Source organism: Paenibacillus sp. Mc5Re-14, assembly GCF_001049835.1.
GTDB lineage: Bacteria > Bacillota > Bacilli > Paenibacillales > Paenibacillaceae > Paenibacillus > Paenibacillus polymyxa_C.
This window is the reverse complement of sequence record NZ_CVPD01000001.1, coordinates 4,789,259-4,808,052: the sequence shown is the minus strand read 5'-3', so window position 1 is coordinate 4,808,052 and position 18,794 is coordinate 4,789,259. Positions and strand designations below refer to the sequence as shown.

The window sequence follows — 18,794 nt, the reverse complement described above, 5'->3', positions numbered from 1 at the left end:
AGCAGAGCCGCATAAAATGCTGGCTCTACTCATAATTACAACAGACTGATCGCCCGTGTTGCTTAGTTGTTGGATTGATCAGCCGTTGGTTCAGGATAGATAACCTCGTCAGGCTGAGTTTTTGGAGCACCACTCTGGTTCTCTGATTCAGAAGGTGTCTCCGGTTCGCTTTCAATAGAAGGTTGCGATGTATCTGTTGATGGCACATCGTTATTCTCATCAAGCGGTTCGATCTCTGCATCTGTGTCAGGAACAGCAGGAGATGTTTCCTCTGGTGGAAGCTCCTCTTGATCTGTTGCAGGCACCTTAACCTCAGGGACATCTTCTTTCTTGACCTCTGGTTTGGACGGAACTACTGGTCTAGCAGAACGTGGAAGCTGTTCTCTTCCGACTTCGGTCGGCACATACTTTTGGTTAAACCAGTCAGTCACGAGGTGACCCGATTGGCGAGAATAACGCCCTGGCAGCTTACCTGTAAGACTAGATACTGTAACTTTCACAACGCCTTCCGGCTGTATAAAATGCTTATGCTTAAAAAGCTCAGGCTGGTCCTTGACCGCCTCATTCATGATCAGTGCCCACACAGACTGTGCTCTGGTGTGACCTTCTTGAGATAATGTATTAACCTGTTGGCGATAACCAGCCCAGACGCCTAGCGTAACGTCACGTGTGTATCCCATAAACCACACATCACCAAAGTTCTGTGTCGTACCCGTTTTACCCGCGATATCAATGGTACCGTAGCTTTTAAAAGCTTTTTGCAGACGTTTGCCAGTTCCTCTCGGGTCTGATATAACGGTTCTGAGCATATCCGTCATCAAAAATGCGGTTTGCTGCGAATATACACGCTTTGTCTGTGGTTTAAATTCATATACAATCTTACCGTTGGCATCTGTAATTTTACTGATCAAGTGAGGGGCATTATACACGCCCATATTGGGAATTGTCCCATATGCTGCGGTCAGTTCCTCGACGGATACCCCCTTACTAAGTCCACCTAGCACTCCTGTTTGAGCATGTTCATCCTGTGGTTGAATCGTTGTAATTCCAAGAGAACGCACAAAATTCCAAGCGTTTGGAATTTTAACTTCATATAAAAACAGCCTCAGTGCAGGGATGTTGATTGACCGATTGAGTGCTTCACGGGCTGTCATAAGCCCTTCATACCTTCTGTTATAATTTTTAGGAATATGATAACCCTTACGTCCGTCTTTCAATATGATTTGTGAATCATCAATAAGACCGGCGGGCTGAGTGTAGCCCTTCTCCAAAGCAGGTAAGTAAGCAGCAATAGGCTTTATGGCAGAACCCGGCTGACGTGTCATTTGAGTTGCATAGTTCATTTGCTCGGTATTAAAATCCCGGCCCTCGATCATACCGAGGATAGCCCCTGTCTTATGATCAATCATGATTGCTGCAATCTGTTCTAGCCCCTTCTTCTTACTGTATGGAGAAAAATTTTGTGGATTGGCTGCAATCTGCCGCATATTGCTATAAATTTTTTTATTTATCGTTGTATAAATTCGATAGCCGGATCGTTGCAACTCTTCTCGCGTATTTTGAAGAAGTTCAGCATGCTCAGGCTTAGAAATCTCGGCTGCTGTGAGATTCGGATTTTGCTGGAGTGCTAACAACTGTGCGGCCTCCCGCTCTGTTTCCAGCATCAAATAAGGGAATGTATTATAGCTTTTTTCGCGATGTGGGGCAAGGGTCGCTCTCACATCAAATTGAAGCGCCTCGTTATATTCGGACAGCGTGAGTTTGCCTGTTGCCAGCATTCTTCCCAACACAACGCGTTGGCGCTCCATCGCTTTATTGAAACCTTCTTCATCAAAATTCCCTTTACCATCAAAAGCGGAATAAACAGATGGCAGCTGTGGAAGACCTGCCAAATAAGCCGCTTGAGCAATATGAAGCTTATGTAGGTCGCTTACATTGAAAATCCCTAACGAAGCAGACTTGATTCCATACAAATTGTAACCAGCGGAACCATTACCAAAAGGCATTTTATTTAAGTAAGCCGTCAATATTTTGTCTTTGCCCATAAAACGCTCCATACGTAGTGCCAGCAGCATTTCCTTCACCTTTCGGCTGTCCGTTTTATCCAGACTCAGGAAAACTCTTCGGGCTACCTGCTGTGTCAGTGTGCTGCCGCCAGTTTGGCGGTTTTCATTCAAAAGCTTCTGCTTGACAGCACGAGCCGTCCCCTTTAAATCTACACCATGGTGCTCATAAAATTGGCTGTCTTCCGTTGAAATGAGGGCATCCACAATGGACTGAGGAACATCCTTCAGGTCAACGAGCTGTCGGTCCTCCTCCATGCGCATTCTTCCAACCGGAGTTACCTGATCATTAAAAAATACAAAGCTGGTCAGAGCATTCTCATTTACCTTTTCATATATCAATTGACGTGATCGTACAGGTTCATCATGAACCAGTGCCGCCACATAACCGGATATAAGACCTCCGGCAAACAGCACTCCAAGTACACCCGCAAGCGAGAACCACTTGATATTAATCAGCAAAACTCTGCCAAAAATGCGCCACCTACTGCGTTTTTGAGATGATGGTCGACGTTTTGGGTTCATAAAAATGGTTTTCTCCCCTCAATATTCATTCATTTCCACTTGTTTTTGTTCAAGATAATATGATACGCCATGCTAGGTTTCCCGTAAACTGTAATGTTCCAAAAAATACATTTGTGTTAGGAACACTTGTTCTGTATATAATACTACTATAAGAGTATACGTTCAAGAATATTTTGGAATATGATCAATTACATATCAGGGGAGGAGGTCAACATTTTGAAGGAGCGTGGAAGTAGAACCATATTTCTAGCGGACTGCCAAAGCTTTTACACCAGCGTCGAAAAAGCGGATAATCCCACCTACCAACATAAGCCGCTCGTTGTGGCCGGTGACCCTGCACTTCGTTCAGGCATTATTTTAGCTGCGTGTCCGCTGGCAAAAAAACTTGGTATATCCACTGCAGAACGTCTGGGGGAAGCTCTAAAAAAATGTCCTGACCTTATCATTGTACGCCCGCGCATGCAGCATTATATCGATGTCTCATTAAAAATAACAGAAATTTATAATGAATATACGGATTTGGTTGAGGTTTTCAGCATTGATGAACAATTTCTAGATATGAGCGGAAGTCTCTCCCTGTTCGGAGATCCAATGAGCATTGCAAGTGAAATTCAGCAGAAAGTGCTCGCACAAACAGGAGTATGGATTCGAATTGGTATCGGTCCCAATAAAATGCTGGCTAAAACCGCAACAGATATATGGGCTAAAAAAAATGACAGCGGCATTTTCTTGTTGCCTGCGTCTGACATTGCAACTTTGCTGTGGCCCCAATCAGTACGTCTTATGTTCGGTATCGGTTCGCGTATGGAACGACATTTGGAGAGGCTTGGACTGTATACCATTGGGGACATCGCCCGTACTCCCTTACCCCGGCTTCAGGACAGATTCCGCTCTCATTTCGGCAAACAGTCCAACATACAGGCAGAGGTGATATGGCGAACTGCTAACGGGATCGATCATAGCCCGGTTAAGCCGGAAACATTTGAGACACCTCCTAAATCCATCGGTCATATGATGACTCTTCCCCGAGACTATCTCCAGCCTGCGGAAGTGGAAACCGTTCTTTTGGGTATCAATATAAGAATAGATGTGCATAAATTTAAAAATTCATTATTCGCCCGAAAAAACAGTATTTTTGGGCAGTTGAATAATGAGCATAAATAAAAAATGAGCATAAATAAAAAGATTTATGCTCATTTCTGCGATAATGTGTGAACAAAAGTTTATTCACCGCTTTTTCAATTTATTTTCACTACTTTCAGAACAATTAGATATATCCTCTTTTCTAATTTTTCTCCATCTCACTTAAATGATTTTCCAATTTCTTTAACCTGATCTGGATAGTATCTTTTAAGGACTTAATAGAGTATTTCAGACTATTTTCGACTAAAATGTTGAGAAAGATTATTCAATGTTCTTCTCATTTATTTTCTACACTCTCATTATAAATTGGCACATTTTATACATTATATTCCTTTAGTAATATAAACATATATTTTTACTTTAATTATTGATTTATGGTATTATCCTTAAAGTAGCATTCTAAACGCATAGTGGTAGATATTGGTCTCTTCCTTATTCCTGAACTGTTTATTTATAATGCCCCCCGATTTTTAGGGATCTCTCCAGTGCCTGACCAGCGTGGGTCAAAGAGGACGCTCTTACGATAGCTGCGCTACCATAGCGTTCTTTAATTTTATCTGTTGCTTCTTCGAGGGAACGGATACGCTCATGATCCTCAAAGAAGGAAAGCTGATAAGTTTGGTTGTCAACCAGCCCACTTAATGTAACACCTAAGCGTCGTATCGGCATACCGTTCCAAAAATTATAAAATATTTTTTTTGCTTGGTTGTACACTTTATTCGTATTGTTAGTCGGATCTGGAAGCTTCATTTGCCTTGAAAATCCGGTAGGTGCTTCATATGGACTACAAGTACAACTGACAGTCACGACAGAGCCCATATACCCTTTACGGCGACTGTCTCGACAAACTTCTTCCGAGAGTTCAAGCAATATTGTGTCTACTTCATTTGGTTCCAAATAATCCTGGGGTAGGGTCATCATATGACTTATCGACTTTTGCGGGGAACTTAAGGTATGTGAAGTCACAGGACTCTCATCTAAGCCATTGGCAGTTTTCCACATGACCTCCGCCTGTATATCCGACTGTTTTCCAAAACGAGCACGAAATTTGGTCTTAAGCTCTGACAAAGACATTCTGGCAATATCGCCAATGGTTGTCATACCAAGCCGCTCAAAATGGGACGACATCCGCGAACCTACCCCAAACATTTTATTAACTGGCTGCGGCCAGAGTAGCTGCTCTACTTTTGTCTTGGGCAACGTGAATATACCGCTCTTATTTTTTTTAGCCCAAATGTCGGTTGCACTTTTGGCAAGAATCTTGTTGGAACTGATTCCTATTCGTACCCAAACCCCGGTTTGTAAAAGAACCTTTTTTTGAATTTCTCTTGCAACGCTTAAAGAGTCTCCAAAAATTTTAAAACTCCCCGAAATATCCAGAAACTGCTCATCGATACTAAACACCTCTACCAAGTCAGTGTATTCCTTGTATATATCCGTAATTGCTAAAGAGACATCAATATAATGCTTCATACGGGGACGAACGATCACAAGCTCAGGACACTTCTTAAGGGCTTCACCGAGCCGTTCTGCTGTAGACACCCCGAAACTTTTGGCCATAGGACATGCCGCTAAAATAATTCCAGATCTGCGTGCAGGATCGCCTGCTACCGCAAGCGGTTTATTTTTGTACTCTGGGTAAGAAGCTTTTTCTACACTCGCATAAAAACTCTGACAATCCGCTAAAAGAATTGTCCGCTCAGTTGTTTTAGTCATGCTGTATCCTCCAAAAAACCGATTACGTATATACGAACATACATTCTTAATTATTATAATACCAAACACTAGTTCTGTATTCAGGTAATTTATAGGGCTTGTATGATTTGCAAATGAAAAGATTGGGGAGTTTAAATTTTCTCCATAGGTAATGAAGTCAAAGAAACGTGCTCCTTATTGTCAAAAAACTAAAGAGGGACTATCTCCCATTGGAAATAGTCCCTTTGCCATATCGATTTAATTACTTGGATGGATAAAGACCTTTCAACACATCACGCATCTCTTGCTTGATATTGATATCCGGACGTTTTTCTTTGGCCAAGGCCTTAGCCTCTTCCACTGTGGAAGCGACACCCAGCTCAAGTAAGACTCCAGTTGCTACGGTTCCTGTACGATTCCGTCCGCCAGCACAATGGAAATACACGGTCTTACCGCTGTTCACTGCTTCTTTTACCGCCTGAATAGCGGCTTGTACTGAAGCCTCTTGCCCAGTCTCATGTTCCACAATCGGATAATGGTGACGTGTTACTTTCGCCGGAAATCCTTCTGCCACAGTACCGTTATCTCGCAGATCAAAAACATCCGTGATATCTTGCTCCCGAAGAACTTGAAGCAATGCACTTTCTCCGCCAATATATACTTTGTTATCAACAAGCGCGTGATAATTCACCTTAATCATTCTCCTTCTATCGAGTTCATAGCAGGAACTGCTATTCTCCGGTTTCTGCAAATTGTTTAATGCGTTCTCCTACCTGGTCACGAACCCGCTGAAAGACGCCCCGTTTCTCTTCTTCCGATCCTTCAGCTTTGGCCGGATCATCAAATCCCCAATGCTCACGGCAAACTTGTGGAGGAGTGATAGGGCATTTATCGGCCGCGTCCCCGCACAGCGTCACCACCAGATCGGCGCTGTTCAGCAAGACAGGATCAATAATATCCGAAGTTTGACCAGAAATATCGATACCTACTTCACTCATCGCTTGCACCGCTTTAGGATTAAGGCCGTGCGCCTCAATGCCTGCACTATATACGTTCCAATTGTCACCTAGATATTTCTTACCCCATCCTTCTGCCATTTGACTCCGGCAAGAGTTACCAGTACACAAAAAGTAAATTGTCTTTCTCTCCATGGGAAACGTCTCCTTTAATGTTCAATTATGAAATGACTAACCACAGATACAAGCCTAATAGCGTAATAAAAAGAGTAGGGATCGTTAAAACAATGCCTGTTTTAAAATAAGTTCCCCAAGATATTTTCACACCTTTAGAGCTAAGCACATGTAGCCATAGCAATGTGGCCAATGAACCAATCGGAGTTATTTTCGGACCCAAATCCGATCCAATTACATTAGCGTAAATCAGCGCTTCTTTGACCATTCCAGTCGTATGGGTGGCATTAATGGCAAGTGCATCAATCATGACCGTAGGCATGTTATTCATCAACGACGAGATAACCGCCGCGATAAAACCCATGCCCATGGTGCTTACAAACATACCTTGATCGGCAGCCGCTTGAATCACATGAGCCAGCAGATCCGTCAAACCGGCATTACGCAGACCATACACCACTACATACATGCCGATAGAGAAAAATACGATTGCCCATGGAGCACCCTTGATGACTTCTTTCAACGGTACCGCAGGACTTTTTCTCGCCAGCAGCAAGAAAAAGATGGCTATGATACCGGCTACGACTGAGACAGGAATACTAAAAAATTCGCATGCAAAGTAGCCAATCAACAGCACCACAAGAACAATCCAGGACATACGGAACATTTTTGGATCTTTAATCGCTTCTGTAGGTGCCATTAATTGTGCATCATCAAACGTTTTTGGAATCCTTTTGCGGAAAAAGAGATACAGAACTACAATACTAGCCAATAAGGAAAATAAATTAGGTACGACCATACGACCCGCATATTCCATAAACGTGATACCAAAAAAATCGGCTGATACAATGTTCACCAGGTTGCTGACTACAAGCGGAAGCGACGTCGTATCTGCAATAAAACCACTCGCTATGATAAACGGAAAAACCATTTTCTCATCTAATTTAAGTGCTCGAACCATCGCTAGAACAATGGGTGTCAGAATTAAGGCCGCACCATCATTCGCAAAAAAAGCAGCGACAACAGCTCCAAGAATGGTCACATACACGAACATCCGAGTTCCGCTTCCCCGTGCAGCTCGTGCCATGTGAAGCGCCGCCCATTCGAAAAATCCAATTTTATCAAGCACCAACGAAATCAGAATGATGGCCACAAAAGCTAGGGTTGCATTCCAGACAATTTGAGTCACTTCCCAAACATCATGCAAATCGACGACACCTACCAGTAGAGCAAGTACAGCTCCTCCGCAGGCAGACCAGCCAATAGACAAATTTTTAGGCTGCCAGATCACCAACACTAAAGTGGCTAAAAATATAATGCATGCCAACCAAACCAATGTTCAAAACCTCCATTAGCCAAGATATCCGTAGTCCTCATCTTCTCGTTTTTCTGATTCCTCCTCTTTGTAATCCATAATCTTATAACCATATACTTATATTGAAGGCAACATTTATCCCCGCAAGGAGATAAACTGAACAACCTTTAGGAAGAGCAGCCTGAGGAATCCGGTCCACAAGTTGCTATGGGTCCCTCTTTATTCAGCCATTTTAAAATCCGCTTTGAATCCGGCATACACTCAAGAACAGCTTGAATATGTGGTTTGTCGTCTACGTTTAAGGAATAGTATACCCACTGACTTCGTCTTTCTTCTTTAACCATCCCTTGCGACTTTAATTTTCTCAAATGCTGGCTAATGGCAGGCTGCGACATATCAAAGATATCTACAAATTCGCAGACGCACCATTCTTTTTCTCTCAATAGAGAAAGCATTGCCAGCCGGGTTTTATCCCCCAAAAGCTTTAAATGATCGGCTACATAACCAAGTTGCTCCAATGCGTAGCCTCCTTCCATATATATAACTATATGCTTATATGCTAATTCAAATTCATTTTGAAATCAACAAAGAATATTACTTGCAATTTGCAAATTAATAATATATAACTAAGGCATGAGGTGAAACATACATGGAAAATACACGAGAGTTATTTCAAAACATGACCCGTCGTTTAGGCTTACTGAACAAAAACTGTTGTACGGTTGGTGGGCACGACATTTCTCCGGTTCAAAGCCATATTCTTTATGAAATTGATCGCCAGCACAAACCTTCCATGCAGCAAATTGCTGAAACCCTTGGAACCGATATCACCACATTTAGTAGACAGGTTCAGAGCTTAACCAAGATGAACCTGGTTGAGAAAACGCCGGACCCTAGTGATCGTAGAGTCTATACCTTGTCCCTCACCGTGGAAGGTAAATATGTAGCGACCACCATCGACACACAAATGAATGACTACTTAAATGAAGTTTTTTTGTATTTGACCGACTTTGAGCGAGAAACGGTGATTCGGTCCGTACAACTCTTTAATGATGCTATGGCTCAATCCAGCAAATGTTGTTTTCCGGTGAAAGGATAATACTCACTCCTTATACTTGCAAATTACAATTATCAAATTCAAATCGTTGGAGGTATTAAAAATGAATGAAAACATCTATGTTGCAGAATACCTGATGAAAGCTCATGAACTGGAAAAGCAGTACCGATCTCAATCCGTTTGGAAATGGTCACATGCAAATTCTAAAAAAAGCCGGTTATCTTTTGACTTTTTTCTTCCTAAGCCAGTGCAAACCTCCATCTGCTGCACGCCTTGCTGCTAACTAAAACTTAATAGCTGTTAAAATTCTGTTCCATCTATCCAATTTAAAGGAGTGTTTTGCGATGAATAAACCTACGAATAATGAGATCCGCCAAAATGTACGGAAGCATTACCAACAAATTGCCGTTAAGGAAGTCAATCCCCCCGCAGCAGGTAGCTGCTGTGGGGCCCCGTCCGATGTGGATGCCCTCTCATCACAAATGGGTTATTCCACAGAGGAGTTAACAGCTGTTCCCCAAGGAGCAAATCTCGGGCTTGGCTGTGGTAACCCGCAAGCTATTGCTGAATTAAAAGTCGGTGAAATCGTCTTGGATTTGGGCAGCGGTGGCGGATTTGACTGCTTTTTGGCCTCACGACAAGTAGGAGGGAACGGTAAAGTCATCGGAGTCGATATGACCCCAGATATGGTCAGTCGGGCCCGCAGTAACGCAGTTAAAGGGAATTTCACAAACACTGATTTTCGTTTAGGAGAAATCGAACATCTGCCAGTAGCAGATGGCACAGTAGATGTGATTATCTCCAACTGTGTGATCAACCTTTCACCGGATAAACAGCAGGTCTTCAACGAAGCCTTTCGTGTTCTGAAATCGGGCGGCAGACTAGCAATTTCCGATATTATTACTACTGCAGAGCTTCCTTCTGAAATAAAAAATGACCTGAGCGAGTTGTATTCCGGCTGTATTTCCGGCGCCTCTTCATTGGAAGAAGTGAAGTCCATGCTTCTGCAGAGTGGATTTACCAGTATTAGCATCGAGCCTAAAGATGAGTCCAAATCATTCATCAAAGATTGGTTACCTGGTGCAAACGTGGATAATTACATTGTTTCTGCGATCATAAAGGCCAAGAAAGCCTAATGTGCTTATGGGTGGGGGATCAGCATGCCAATATTGAACGTTCGAACAGCAACCTCAGAAGACCTGGATCGTATTCTAGACATTTACAATCAGGGGATTGAAGATCGGATAGCTACACTAGAGACGGAAGCCAAAGACGTCGACTATATGGTTAACTGGTTTAGAGAACATCAAAACCGCTACACCGTTTTGGTCGCAGAGTCGGACAGAATTGTGGTTGGGTGGGCTTCCTTGAATCGTTATTCTCGACGTTGTGCTTATGATGGTGTAGCAGACCTATCAATTTACGTAGACCGAACCTTCCGCAGTAAAGGCGTTGGTAGTACGCTTCATTCGGAATTAGAGAAAGAGGCCAAGAAAAACAATTTTTATAAGATCGTCCTATTCACCTTTCCCTTTAATGAAAACGGTCAGATGCTTTATCGAAAAATGGGTTACCGTAAAGTCGGCATTTTTGAAAAACAAGGGGTTATGGACGGCCAGTATATAGACGTTATGATTATGGAAAAACTGATATAGTTCATGAAAGAGCAAGCCCCATTAAAAGGGCTTCCTCTCGTTATCTAACCAAAATAAAGTATGTTCAATGTAAATGGGGTAGTACCAGCGAAGCTGATACCACCCGCAAAGTAGATGGAATGTTATTCAATTTTATTAGTAGTCAGCTGTTACCAAAGGCAACGTATTTAATTTCTTTTCTAACAACTATAAAAAAAGCAGTCCAAAACTAATTGACTGCTCACTTTGTTATTTAATTATAGTTTCTATCTTCCAGCACCGGGAAAATTCCGTTCACAAACCTGTTTTTTACTGAATAGTATCACCAGGACATATATCATAAACCGTTAAATCTTCAATATCAGAAAGCATAGCAGAAAGTTCGCTTGGTCGACCGGTTAAAAAATCAAATACGCCAAAATGTGTCGGGATTACATTTTTTATATTTAGAAGGCGGACTGCCTTAGCCGCCTCTCGAGGGGACATCGTATAAGCATCGCCAATTGGCAATAGTGCCAGCTCTGGCTCGTATAATTCCGCAATTAGAGCCATATCGCCAAATACGTTTGTATCCCCAGCGTGATAGACCGTGTATCCATTTTCGAATTTGATTACGTACCCCATTGGCTCCCCACCATAGATAATCTGATCATCATCAACGAAAGCTGAGGAATGGTCTGCATGTACAGCAGTAACCGCAATGTCTCCTAATTTTCGAGTTCCACCTTTATTTATCGCAACAACATTTTGGACACCTTTTTTCTGAAGAATAAATGCCAATTCCCAACCCGCCAATACCATCGCACCTGTCGTTTGCGCAAGCCAAACGGCATCTTCAGCATGATCTCGATGTGCATGTGTGAATAAAATGTAATCTACTTTTTCAATGTTTTTAATCGTTTCGGGGCAGGAGGGATTGTTTTTAATCCATGGATCAATAAGTATTTCTTTATTTCCGGGTGTCTTTATATAAAATCCGCCAAAACCAAGCCAAGTAAAAGAAATATTCCGGTTTAACATGTTGATGCTCCCCCTTTTATAAATTTCTAGTTGTAAAAACTTCCTTAGCCGCATTTAGTCCATTTAAAGCGGCGGGGAAACCAGCATAAACTGCCATTTGCATCATTATCTCTACAATCTCTTCTTTTGTGCATCCAACATTTAAGGCACCATTAATATGAACTTTCACTTGAGGAATTGCGTAACCAAGAGCGGTTAAAGCAGCGATCGTCGCAATTTCACGAGATTTCAGATCCAATCCCGGTCTGCTATAGATGTCACCAAATGGAAATTCAACTAAGAAACGTTCAAAATCAGGGGCAACTCCTTTCAAAAAATCACGAGTATGACCTCCAAATTCTCCGACAACCTCATTCATTAATTGTAAACCGACTTCATATCTTTTTTCCATCATCTTCAAAATCCTCCGTTTCTTTTTTACCCGTGCCCTCAATGTACTTTTCGTAGAATGAAATTTTTTGAGCTACGGCATTAATAAGTAATTCAATATTTTGTTGTTGTTCAAGTAACTTATTCTGATGATCCATAAGAATTGAAAGTCGATTGCTAACTGGCTCTTTGGGCATCTCTCCGGATTCCAAACGTTCCAGTATGCAGCCTTCTTTTGTAAACTCCGAAATATCTTCAAGGGACATCCCTGTTTTTTTGAGAGTTACCATAAACATAAGAAAGTTTACTTCAGAATCCGTAAATTCTCGTATTCCGCTATCGTTTCTCTTTATTTTTGGAATCAACCCACTTCTTTCATAAAATCGAATGGTATGTGCAGAAAGTCCGGTTCTTTCCGCAACTTCTTTAATATTCATTTCAAGGAACTCCTTTTGTTGTCGACTTGGACCCATCTTACACCTTTAAGTTTACTCTAAGTCAAGCTATCTCTTTTGGAAATTTGTAGACTTTCAAAACTTATCTGGCACCGATTATTACGGATAAGTTCCGTTTTTGTTTTTGTAAATAGAATATCGCACTTTTCGAGATACATATTGTCCATAAAATATAGCTTCGATATACTGATTTTAACTGCATTATTCCGATACTCATCATTTTAGGAACTTTGTTTGGAGGGGATTACATGAAGCGTAACTGGGTGCTGGATGAGCTGACTGAACACTTTACCTTTCTGCCCAACGAGATGCAGCAAATCGGGAACAAGTCGAGAGAAACAAGATTGGGCTTTGCGGTCCTCTTCAAATTTTTTCAATACGAAGCGCGTTTTCCCTTCCATAAATTTGAAGTTCCCAAAGCGGTTATCCAATATATTGCGAAGCAGATTGAAGTGCAGCCGGAACTATACGCACAATATGATTGGGCCGGGCGATCCATCACGTACCACCGAACCCAAATTAGGGACTTCTTCGGTTATCGTGAGGATACAGTACAAGATGCTGAAAGATGTAACCGATTGGCTCTGTACTCATGAACTATTCCATGGTCATGATTTCGAATATTTAGTGGATACGGTATACAGACGGTTCCGAGAGATGAAGATTGTCCCGCCTACGCCAGATCGCATCGAGCGGCTGATAAAAACCTCCATCCGCACCTACGAAGGACAGTTTTTCCAGGCCACCCTTGAAAAGCTTCCAGTTGCTTCTTTAGCCAAGCTGGATGCACTCGTGGACCGCAATGCATTTCTTGATGATGAAGATCTAGAAGGGGCAAGGAGCTCCGATGTAATCCTTTCAATTCATGAAATGAAAGCCGATCCGGGAAAACCTGGAGTGGAAAGTGTATTAAAGGAGGTCAGCAAACTACGAGCGATTCGTAATTTGGAGCTTCCGGATGAGCTATTCCGGGATATCCCGTTTAAAGCCTTAATCAAATACCGGCAGCGGACCGCAACAGAGGATCTCCGGGAATTACGTCGCCATCCCAATCCGACTCGCTACACGCTATTATCGGCCTTCTTTTGGCTCCGAAGCATGGAGATTACGGATAATTTAATTGAACTGCTCATCCAGATTGTTCATCGTATTGGCGTTCGGGCTGAACGCAAGGTAGAGAAAGAGATTCTGAACGACCTGCGGAAAGTGGGCAATAAGCACGGCATATTATTTAACCTGGCCCAATCTGTCGTTAATAATCCGGATGGTATTGTACGGGATGTGATCTTTCCCATCGTCAACGAGCAGACATTGCGGGATCTAGTTAAAGAGTTCAAGCATACAGGCCCGGCTTATCGCGAGAAGGTTCACACGATTATCCGCGCTTCCTATGGGAGCCATTATCGCCGGATGGTTCCTGAGATATTAGGTATCCTGGACTTCCGTTCCAATAATGAGGTTCATCGGCCAGTGATTCTCGCGCTAGAACTGGTCAAAAAGTATTCAGATACAGGCCAGCACTATTTACCCCTAATGGAAGATATCCCGATTGATGGAGTCATACGTACCGTTAACAGAGAAATCATTGTAGAGAAAGACGAGAAAGGACAAGAGCGTATAAGCCGTATGAATTATGAAATCAGTGTTTTGCAAGCGTTGAGAGACAAGCTCCGCTGTAAGGAAATATGGGCGGTAGGTGCGAATCGATATCGGAACCCGGATGATGACCTCCCCACCGATTTTGAGGAACGACGTGAGGAAAACTACAAGGCCTTAAAGCAACCATTGGACGCCGTTGACTTTATTGAGACGCTGAAGCAAGCGATGAAGGATGGATTGGAGAAGCTGCATTGCGGGCTTTCCAAAAACGAAAAAGTCCGGATTACTGAGAAAGGGAATGATTGGATCAGTTTGTCACCTTTAGAGCCACAAACAGAACCCGTTAATTTATCCCGCGTCAAGGCAGAGTTACTACGGCGGTGGCCCATGACGAGCCTACTGGATATCCTGAAGGAGACGGATCTCCGCGTCGGGTTCACCGAACAATTCAAGACGGTAGCTTCGCGAGAAACGTTAGATCGAGAAAGTCTACAAAAGAGACTTATCCTGGCTCTATACGGGCTTGGGACCAATACAGGATTGAAACGGGTGAGTGCTGGTGAGCATGGAGAAAGCTACAAAGACTTGCTCTACGTCCGGAGAAAATTCATCCATAAAGATAACCTTCGCAACGCCATTTCTGAAGTCGTTAATGCGATATTTCGCGTGCGGATGCAGGAAATTTGGGGCGACGCCACAACATCCTGTGCATCGGATTCCAAAAAATTCGGCGCGTGGGATCAAAACTTAATGACAGAATGGCATATTCGGTACCGTGGTCGTGGCGTGATGATTTATTGGCATGTTGAGAAACACTCGACCTGCATCTACTCGCAGCTCAAGTCATGTTCCTCGTCCGAGGTAGCTGCTATGATGGAAGGATTGCTCCGGCATTGCACAGAGATGGAAGTCGAGAAGAATTACGTGGACTCCCATGGCCAGAGCGAGGTTGCATTCTCATTTTGCCACCTGTTAGGATACCATCTCATGCCGCGCCTTAAAGCTATTCATTCACAAAAGCTGTATAGACCGGAACCAGGCATGACCGATGCTTATCAGAATTTACAGCCGGTACTGACTCGTCCGATCAATTGGGAGCTGATTCGGCAGCTGTACGACCAAATGATGAAGTATGCCACTGCTTTGCGCCTTGGTACCGCTGAAACGGAAGCGATCCTGAAGCGATTTACACGCAATAACTTAAAACATCCCACGTATCAAGCTTTGGGCGAACTGGGTAAAGCAGTCAAGACGATATTCCTGTGCGATTATCTTCACTCAGAGGAGCTGCGCAGGGAGATTAATTCAGGGTTGAATGTCGTGGAGAACTGGAACTCGGCAAACAGTTTCATTTTTTACGGAAAAGGCGGAGAAATAGCTACCAACCGTTTAGAGGATCAAGAGATGGCCGTACTGTCGCTCCACCTCCTGCAGAACTGCTTGGTCTACATAAATACCATCATGTTACAAAACATCCTGTCTGACCGAAGATGGTACGATATGATGACGCCGGAAGACTTACGGGCACTTACGCCCCTGGTTTATACGCATGTGAACCCGTACGGAACGTTCAAGCTGAATATGAGTGAACGTCTCCCCCTGGAAGGGAGTGTGCTTGCATGAACGAAAAGCGTACATCTCCAAAACGTAAAGCGAAAGAACTGGCCAAGCATATCCGCAGGGAACGACCAGACTATGCGTATCTCAAAAGCCTTTTTCAGCACCTTCGAGCAGAACTGGAAGTCGAGGTACCCAAAGCAGCGAAGAAGCTCCCCTATGTACCCACAGAAGAGGAGCTAAAGCGATATTATGATGTTGTTTGGCAGGCGAAGAATTTTCAAGATATGATGATCGTTAAGACACTTCTGTATACAGCCGTTCGGGTCAGTGAACTGATTAGTATCAAGTTGGTCGATGTTGATTTCCGTTACTGCCAGATCCGCATTAATAATGGCAAGGGGAAGAAGGATCGTATTGTACCATTCCCTCATTCGTTCAAGGAAATGTTGGCCATGCATGCTGATTCCATGAAAAAGAAGCAAGCGGTGTACCTTTTCGAATCATCATGGAAGAAGAAATATACTGATCGGGGAATCCGCAAAATCCTAGCCAAATATTCGGAAGTTGCCGGCATGACTCAAAATCTGTCTCCACACAAGCTGCGACATTTTCTCTTAACCTGGCTAAAACTGTACACATGATCTCTACTTTCAATCGTATCCGTATTTTAGATGCGACGGTGTTTCAACTGCCTGATCATTTCGCCACTGACTATCAAGGTTCAGGTGGGAGTAGTAATACGGCAGGCGTGAAAATCCAATTGGAATATGATTTACTTAGTAAGCGAGCGATTTGAACAGAGTTTTTGTGTGAGAAGAGAAGTAAAGACTTCTCGAAGAAATGCGACAGCCGCTGGATTAAAGCATTGATTCAGTCCTTCTGAACTCATCAGTACCCCAGTGGAAGCCTCTAACTGACTGCACAATTGTGTAAGTGATGTGCTAGCTATTTCTTGACTGAGCCATACGCAAAGGGCAATGAGTTCGTTTGCTTGATACTTACTAGATCGCTGTACAAAGCCAACTTGTTTGGCGATATCTTGTAGGACTACTGGAGATAAAAAGTATTGTAGCTCTTGTGCGAAAAGATTCAGTTCATTTGAAATGATAGGATTCATCAAAAACGCCATCCTTTTTGTATATTTCTACAAAAAGAATAGCGTTTTTTTCGTTATATAGATACAAATTCGTCTTAACTTGATGACGATGTGGTGGGACCCCATATAAAGTTTCTGGGACTGTTCACTTATGTGAGTTAGAAGTATGCCCAGAATTGGCGGTAAGTCTACTTGACCTTTATTTTATTGTCCAGTTAAGTGTAACCGATTCATTATAAGGATTTTTTTCTTAGGCTAGCAAAAAAACGTTTAAAATACTCTTCTAATGCCACTTCACCCAACTTAGGCTTAAAATTCAAATCCTGTCTTGATGTAGTAAGGTCATAGTGTCTATTTATTCCACCATAATATAATTCTACTTGACTTCTAAGTAGTGATGGCTGAGTATTCTTTTCCTTTGCTTCAAATTCAAGTTTATCAGCTAAATTTAACAACTGTTCTTTAGTATATTTTTGTGGTATCTCAAGATTAGGAATAAATTTTTTTGCAATTTTAATGATATCATCTGAAGTTACAGGCTCTTCATTAGCCAAGATATATCTTGTACCCCTTACACCTTTTTCCGCTGCAGCAATCATACCTTTCACAACATCAGTTACATCTATTGGCGTCATTTCACTTATATAGTTAACTTTCATCTTTCCTAAAAGAATACTGTCAAAGGCCAGTATGGTTGGAGTTTTCTTTAAATACTCTCCACCAATCATTGCACCAGGAAGAACGCTAACCATATCCAAATCATATTTTTCTGCCAGCTCCCAAGCTGTTCTTTCAGCTCGTGCTTTTGAATCAAAGTATGCATTTCCATGACTGTTTTCAAGCCATGTAGTTTCATCAATTTTACCCTTTAAGTTTGTCTTGTCCAATGACAATGCTGCTACGGAGCTTACATATACTATTTTTCTTACATTTGCTTCTTTAGCAGCCTCCATTATATTTTGAGTTGCCTCAACATTAGGAATAATTATCTCTTTTTCAGGATCTTGTGCCCAATGTTTAAATACAGCAGCTACTTGATATAAGGTATTCACTCCATCAAGTGCTTTATGAAGTGAGTCTTTATCCCTCAAATCGGCGTAGACGATCTCACAATCAAGGTCTATAAATGGTTCTTTGTCATTTAAATCTCGTACACTTGCTCTAACAGTTTCTCCTCTTTTTAATAATTCCCTTACCAAGTTGTTACCCAAATGACCATTTGCACCTGTTACCAAGGAAATTTTCTTCATAAATAAACCCTCCTAAATCAGTGATTACACCAGTTATCATAATGCGATAATAGCCTGTTGTAATTGACATAGGTAAATTGCAATAAAAAAACACCAAATACTTTTATTTGATGTTTCCTAAAAACGTTTATTCTATTTCATACTTCTCTTAATTCTACTAAGTGAGCTTGCTCTAATTCCAATATAAGAAGCAATATATGATTGATTTATTCTACTTTCTAAAGAAGAATACTCTCTTTTAAACTCCATGTACCTTTCCAGTGCATCTTTCATAAGTAACGCCTGTTCTCGATTTAGCATACCAACAAGAATCTTCTGAATATAATTAGTGAATATAACCTTCATTTGATTAGTTTTCTTCATACCTTGATCTATGGAATTATACGGAATAACTACGCAAATGCTGTCTTGCAGGCTTTCTACACTAAATCTAGCTTCTTCAACTCTTAATAAACCCTCTGCACAGGCAAATTCTGTTTCAGCTGCAAAACATTTTGTCACATCATTCCCTGCAGCACCTATATAATATCCTCTCATAATTCCTTTATGAATATAATACAGTGAAGAAACTCTTTGCCCCTGCCTTAAAACAATTGTACCCTTTGGTACCATCTTTATGTCAGCTGTTGAATTAAATAAGTATTTTAAATCTTCTTCCAACTCCAGCTTCAAACCAGCTTCAATATAATCACTCGGCTTATTAAGCATAATTCATCACCTCTCTAAACATATAAGGCATATCCTTTATCCACAATTTACTATTATAGCATTCAACCATGTCAAGCACATAATAGATTTACTTAAAATTCAATACAATCAACGATTAGCACTTATTGGGGTAGCAACACACATCCATCAACTTAAGAAATTGGCTGTTACCCAA

General features: G+C 42.0%; 17 protein-coding genes and 4 pseudogenes. 9 read left to right on the top strand and 12 right to left on the bottom strand.

Annotated features, from left to right (window positions below; all coding sequences use genetic code 11):
- Nucleotides 1-62: 62 nt before the first annotated feature.
- Entirely contained in the window at nt 63-2,588 is a 2,526-nt protein-coding gene (locus BN1546_RS21780; RefSeq protein WP_090738819.1) for a transglycosylase domain-containing protein, read from the bottom strand.
- 180 nt (nt 2,589-2,768) lie between these two features.
- On the opposite strand from BN1546_RS21780, the pseudogene BN1546_RS21775 reads away from it, so the two are divergent.
- A pseudogene (locus BN1546_RS21775) lies at nt 2,769-3,662 on the top strand (DNA polymerase IV); the annotation flags it as partial.
- A gap of 516 nt (nt 3,663-4,178) precedes the next feature.
- On the opposite strand, the gene BN1546_RS21770 reads toward BN1546_RS21775, so the two are convergent.
- The 5 genes from BN1546_RS21770 to BN1546_RS21750 all read right to left on the bottom strand — a co-directional run bounded on the left by BN1546_RS21770 (nt 4,179) and on the right by BN1546_RS21750 (nt 8,389).
- Nucleotides 4,179-5,447, bottom strand: a complete 1,269-nt coding sequence (locus BN1546_RS21770) for a DNA polymerase IV (RefSeq protein WP_058829786.1) — start codon at nt 5,445-5,447, stop codon at nt 4,179-4,181.
- Between the two features lie 241 nt (nt 5,448-5,688).
- A complete protein-coding gene (locus BN1546_RS21765; protein ID WP_090738817.1) occupies nt 5,689-6,126 on the bottom strand; it encodes a protein-tyrosine phosphatase family protein in 438 nt (145 codons plus the stop codon).
- 31 nt (nt 6,127-6,157) lie between these two features.
- Complete coding sequence (gene arsC, locus BN1546_RS21760; protein ID WP_090738816.1) at nt 6,158-6,577, bottom strand: arsenate reductase (thioredoxin); 420 nt, start codon at nt 6,575-6,577, stop codon at nt 6,158-6,160.
- Between the two features lie 25 nt (nt 6,578-6,602).
- Nucleotides 6,603-7,892, bottom strand: a complete 1,290-nt coding sequence (locus tag BN1546_RS21755; protein WP_058829789.1) for an arsenical efflux pump membrane protein ArsB — start codon at nt 7,890-7,892, stop codon at nt 6,603-6,605.
- A 146-nt stretch (nt 7,893-8,038) separates the two neighbouring features.
- Nucleotides 8,039-8,389: an ArsR/SmtB family transcription factor gene (locus BN1546_RS21750; protein ID WP_058829790.1), complete on the bottom strand. Its 351-nt coding sequence runs from the start codon at nt 8,387-8,389 to the stop codon at nt 8,039-8,041.
- Between the two features lie 131 nt (nt 8,390-8,520).
- Between BN1546_RS21750 and BN1546_RS21745 the strand changes: the two genes are divergently transcribed.
- The 4 genes from BN1546_RS21745 to BN1546_RS21730 all read left to right on the top strand — a co-directional run bounded on the left by BN1546_RS21745 (nt 8,521) and on the right by BN1546_RS21730 (nt 10,583).
- Nucleotides 8,521-8,970, top strand: a complete 450-nt coding sequence (locus tag BN1546_RS21745) for a MarR family winged helix-turn-helix transcriptional regulator (RefSeq protein WP_090738815.1) — start codon at nt 8,521-8,523, stop codon at nt 8,968-8,970.
- Nucleotides 8,971-9,031: 61 nt separating this feature from the next.
- Nucleotides 9,032-9,211 (top strand): hypothetical protein, encoded by a 180-nt coding sequence (locus tag BN1546_RS21740; RefSeq protein ID WP_058829792.1) that lies wholly within the window; start codon nt 9,032-9,034, stop codon nt 9,209-9,211.
- 61 nt (nt 9,212-9,272) lie between these two features.
- Nucleotides 9,273-10,064: an arsenite methyltransferase gene (locus tag BN1546_RS21735; RefSeq protein WP_058829793.1), complete on the top strand. Its 792-nt coding sequence runs from the start codon at nt 9,273-9,275 to the stop codon at nt 10,062-10,064.
- Nucleotides 10,065-10,088: 24 nt separating this feature from the next.
- A complete protein-coding gene (locus BN1546_RS21730; RefSeq protein ID WP_058829794.1) occupies nt 10,089-10,583 on the top strand; it encodes an arsinothricin resistance N-acetyltransferase ArsN1 family A in 495 nt (164 codons plus the stop codon).
- A gap of 288 nt (nt 10,584-10,871) precedes the next feature.
- Here BN1546_RS21730 and BN1546_RS21725 read toward each other — a convergent pair whose 3' ends face one another.
- The 3 genes from BN1546_RS21725 to BN1546_RS21715 are packed head-to-tail and all read right to left on the bottom strand — an operon-like array spanning nt 10,872 to nt 12,388.
- Nucleotides 10,872-11,582, bottom strand: coding sequence for a metal-dependent hydrolase (locus tag BN1546_RS21725; RefSeq protein ID WP_058829795.1), 711 nt, complete (start codon nt 11,580-11,582; stop codon nt 10,872-10,874).
- A gap of 16 nt (nt 11,583-11,598) precedes the next feature.
- Complete coding sequence (locus tag BN1546_RS21720) at nt 11,599-11,976, bottom strand: carboxymuconolactone decarboxylase family protein (RefSeq protein ID WP_058829796.1); 378 nt, start codon at nt 11,974-11,976, stop codon at nt 11,599-11,601.
- A complete protein-coding gene (locus BN1546_RS21715) occupies nt 11,957-12,388 on the bottom strand; it encodes a MerR family transcriptional regulator (protein WP_014600020.1) in 432 nt (143 codons plus the stop codon). The genes BN1546_RS21720 and BN1546_RS21715 overlap by 20 nt, the downstream gene beginning before the upstream one ends.
- Before the next feature lie 266 nt (nt 12,389-12,654).
- On the opposite strand from BN1546_RS21715, the pseudogene BN1546_RS27995 reads away from it, so the two are divergent.
- From BN1546_RS27995 to BN1546_RS27115, 4 genes and pseudogenes are all read left to right on the top strand, one after another.
- Nucleotides 12,655-12,927: pseudogene (locus BN1546_RS27995) on the top strand (DUF4158 domain-containing protein); the annotation flags it as partial.
- Nucleotides 12,812-15,628: a Tn3 family transposase gene (locus tag BN1546_RS21710; RefSeq protein ID WP_369690592.1), complete on the top strand. Its 2,817-nt coding sequence runs from the start codon at nt 12,812-12,814 to the stop codon at nt 15,626-15,628. The pseudogene BN1546_RS27995 and the gene BN1546_RS21710, both read left to right, overlap by 116 nt.
- Nucleotides 15,625-16,206: a tyrosine-type recombinase/integrase gene (locus tag BN1546_RS28535; protein ID WP_369690591.1), complete on the top strand. Its 582-nt coding sequence runs from the start codon at nt 15,625-15,627 to the stop codon at nt 16,204-16,206. Before BN1546_RS21710 ends, BN1546_RS28535 begins: the two co-directional genes overlap by 4 nt.
- Nucleotides 16,194-16,346 (top strand): annotated as a pseudogene (locus BN1546_RS27115) (IS4 family transposase); the annotation flags it as partial. The gene BN1546_RS28535 and the pseudogene BN1546_RS27115, both read left to right, overlap by 13 nt.
- Here the strand turns inward: BN1546_RS27115 and BN1546_RS21700 are convergent.
- From BN1546_RS21700 to BN1546_RS21690, 3 genes and pseudogenes are all read right to left on the bottom strand, one after another.
- A pseudogene (locus BN1546_RS21700) lies at nt 16,344-16,682 on the bottom strand (IS4 family transposase); the annotation flags it as partial. The pseudogenes BN1546_RS27115 and BN1546_RS21700 sit on opposite strands and share 3 nt — an antisense overlap.
- A 212-nt stretch (nt 16,683-16,894) precedes the next feature.
- Nucleotides 16,895-17,911, bottom strand: a complete 1,017-nt coding sequence (locus BN1546_RS21695) for an NAD-dependent epimerase/dehydratase family protein (RefSeq protein ID WP_090738814.1) — start codon at nt 17,909-17,911, stop codon at nt 16,895-16,897.
- Nucleotides 17,912-18,043: 132 nt separating this feature from the next.
- On the bottom strand, nt 18,044-18,619 hold the full coding sequence (locus BN1546_RS21690; RefSeq protein WP_058829797.1) for a Crp/Fnr family transcriptional regulator: 576 nt from the start codon (nt 18,617-18,619) through the stop codon (nt 18,044-18,046).
- Nucleotides 18,620-18,794 lie beyond the last annotated feature (175 nt).

Bases quoted from the DNA above. Each gene is read 5' to 3' on its own strand.
- BN1546_RS21690 (WP_058829797.1), bottom strand. From the start codon at position 18,619: ATGCTTAATAAGCCGAGTGATTATATTGAAGCTGGTTTGAAGCTGGAG.
- BN1546_RS21725 (WP_058829795.1), bottom strand. From the start codon at position 11,582: ATGTTAAACCGGAATATTTCTTTTACTTGGCTTGGTTTTGGCGGATTT.
- BN1546_RS21735 (WP_058829793.1), top strand. From the start codon at position 9,273: ATGAATAAACCTACGAATAATGAGATCCGCCAAAATGTACGGAAGCAT.
- BN1546_RS21715 (WP_014600020.1), bottom strand. From the start codon at position 12,388: ATGAATATTAAAGAAGTTGCGGAAAGAACCGGACTTTCTGCACATACC.
- BN1546_RS21730 (WP_058829794.1), top strand. From the start codon at position 10,089: ATGCCAATATTGAACGTTCGAACAGCAACCTCAGAAGACCTGGATCGT.
- BN1546_RS21780 (WP_090738819.1), bottom strand. From the start codon at position 2,588: ATGAACCCAAAACGTCGACCATCATCTCAAAAACGCAGTAGGTGGCGC.
- BN1546_RS21695 (WP_090738814.1), bottom strand. From the start codon at position 17,911: ATGAAGAAAATTTCCTTGGTAACAGGTGCAAATGGTCATTTGGGTAAC.
- BN1546_RS21720 (WP_058829796.1), bottom strand. From the start codon at position 11,976: ATGATGGAAAAAAGATATGAAGTCGGTTTACAATTAATGAATGAGGTT.
- BN1546_RS28535 (WP_369690591.1), top strand. From the start codon at position 15,625: ATGAACGAAAAGCGTACATCTCCAAAACGTAAAGCGAAAGAACTGGCC.
- BN1546_RS21770 (WP_058829786.1), bottom strand. From the start codon at position 5,447: ATGACTAAAACAACTGAGCGGACAATTCTTTTAGCGGATTGTCAGAGT.
- BN1546_RS21765 (WP_090738817.1), bottom strand. From the start codon at position 6,126: ATGATTAAGGTGAATTATCACGCGCTTGTTGATAACAAAGTATATATT.
- BN1546_RS21745 (WP_090738815.1), top strand. From the start codon at position 8,521: ATGGAAAATACACGAGAGTTATTTCAAAACATGACCCGTCGTTTAGGC.
- arsC (WP_090738816.1), bottom strand. From the start codon at position 6,577: ATGGAGAGAAAGACAATTTACTTTTTGTGTACTGGTAACTCTTGCCGG.
- BN1546_RS21740 (WP_058829792.1), top strand. From the start codon at position 9,032: ATGAATGAAAACATCTATGTTGCAGAATACCTGATGAAAGCTCATGAA.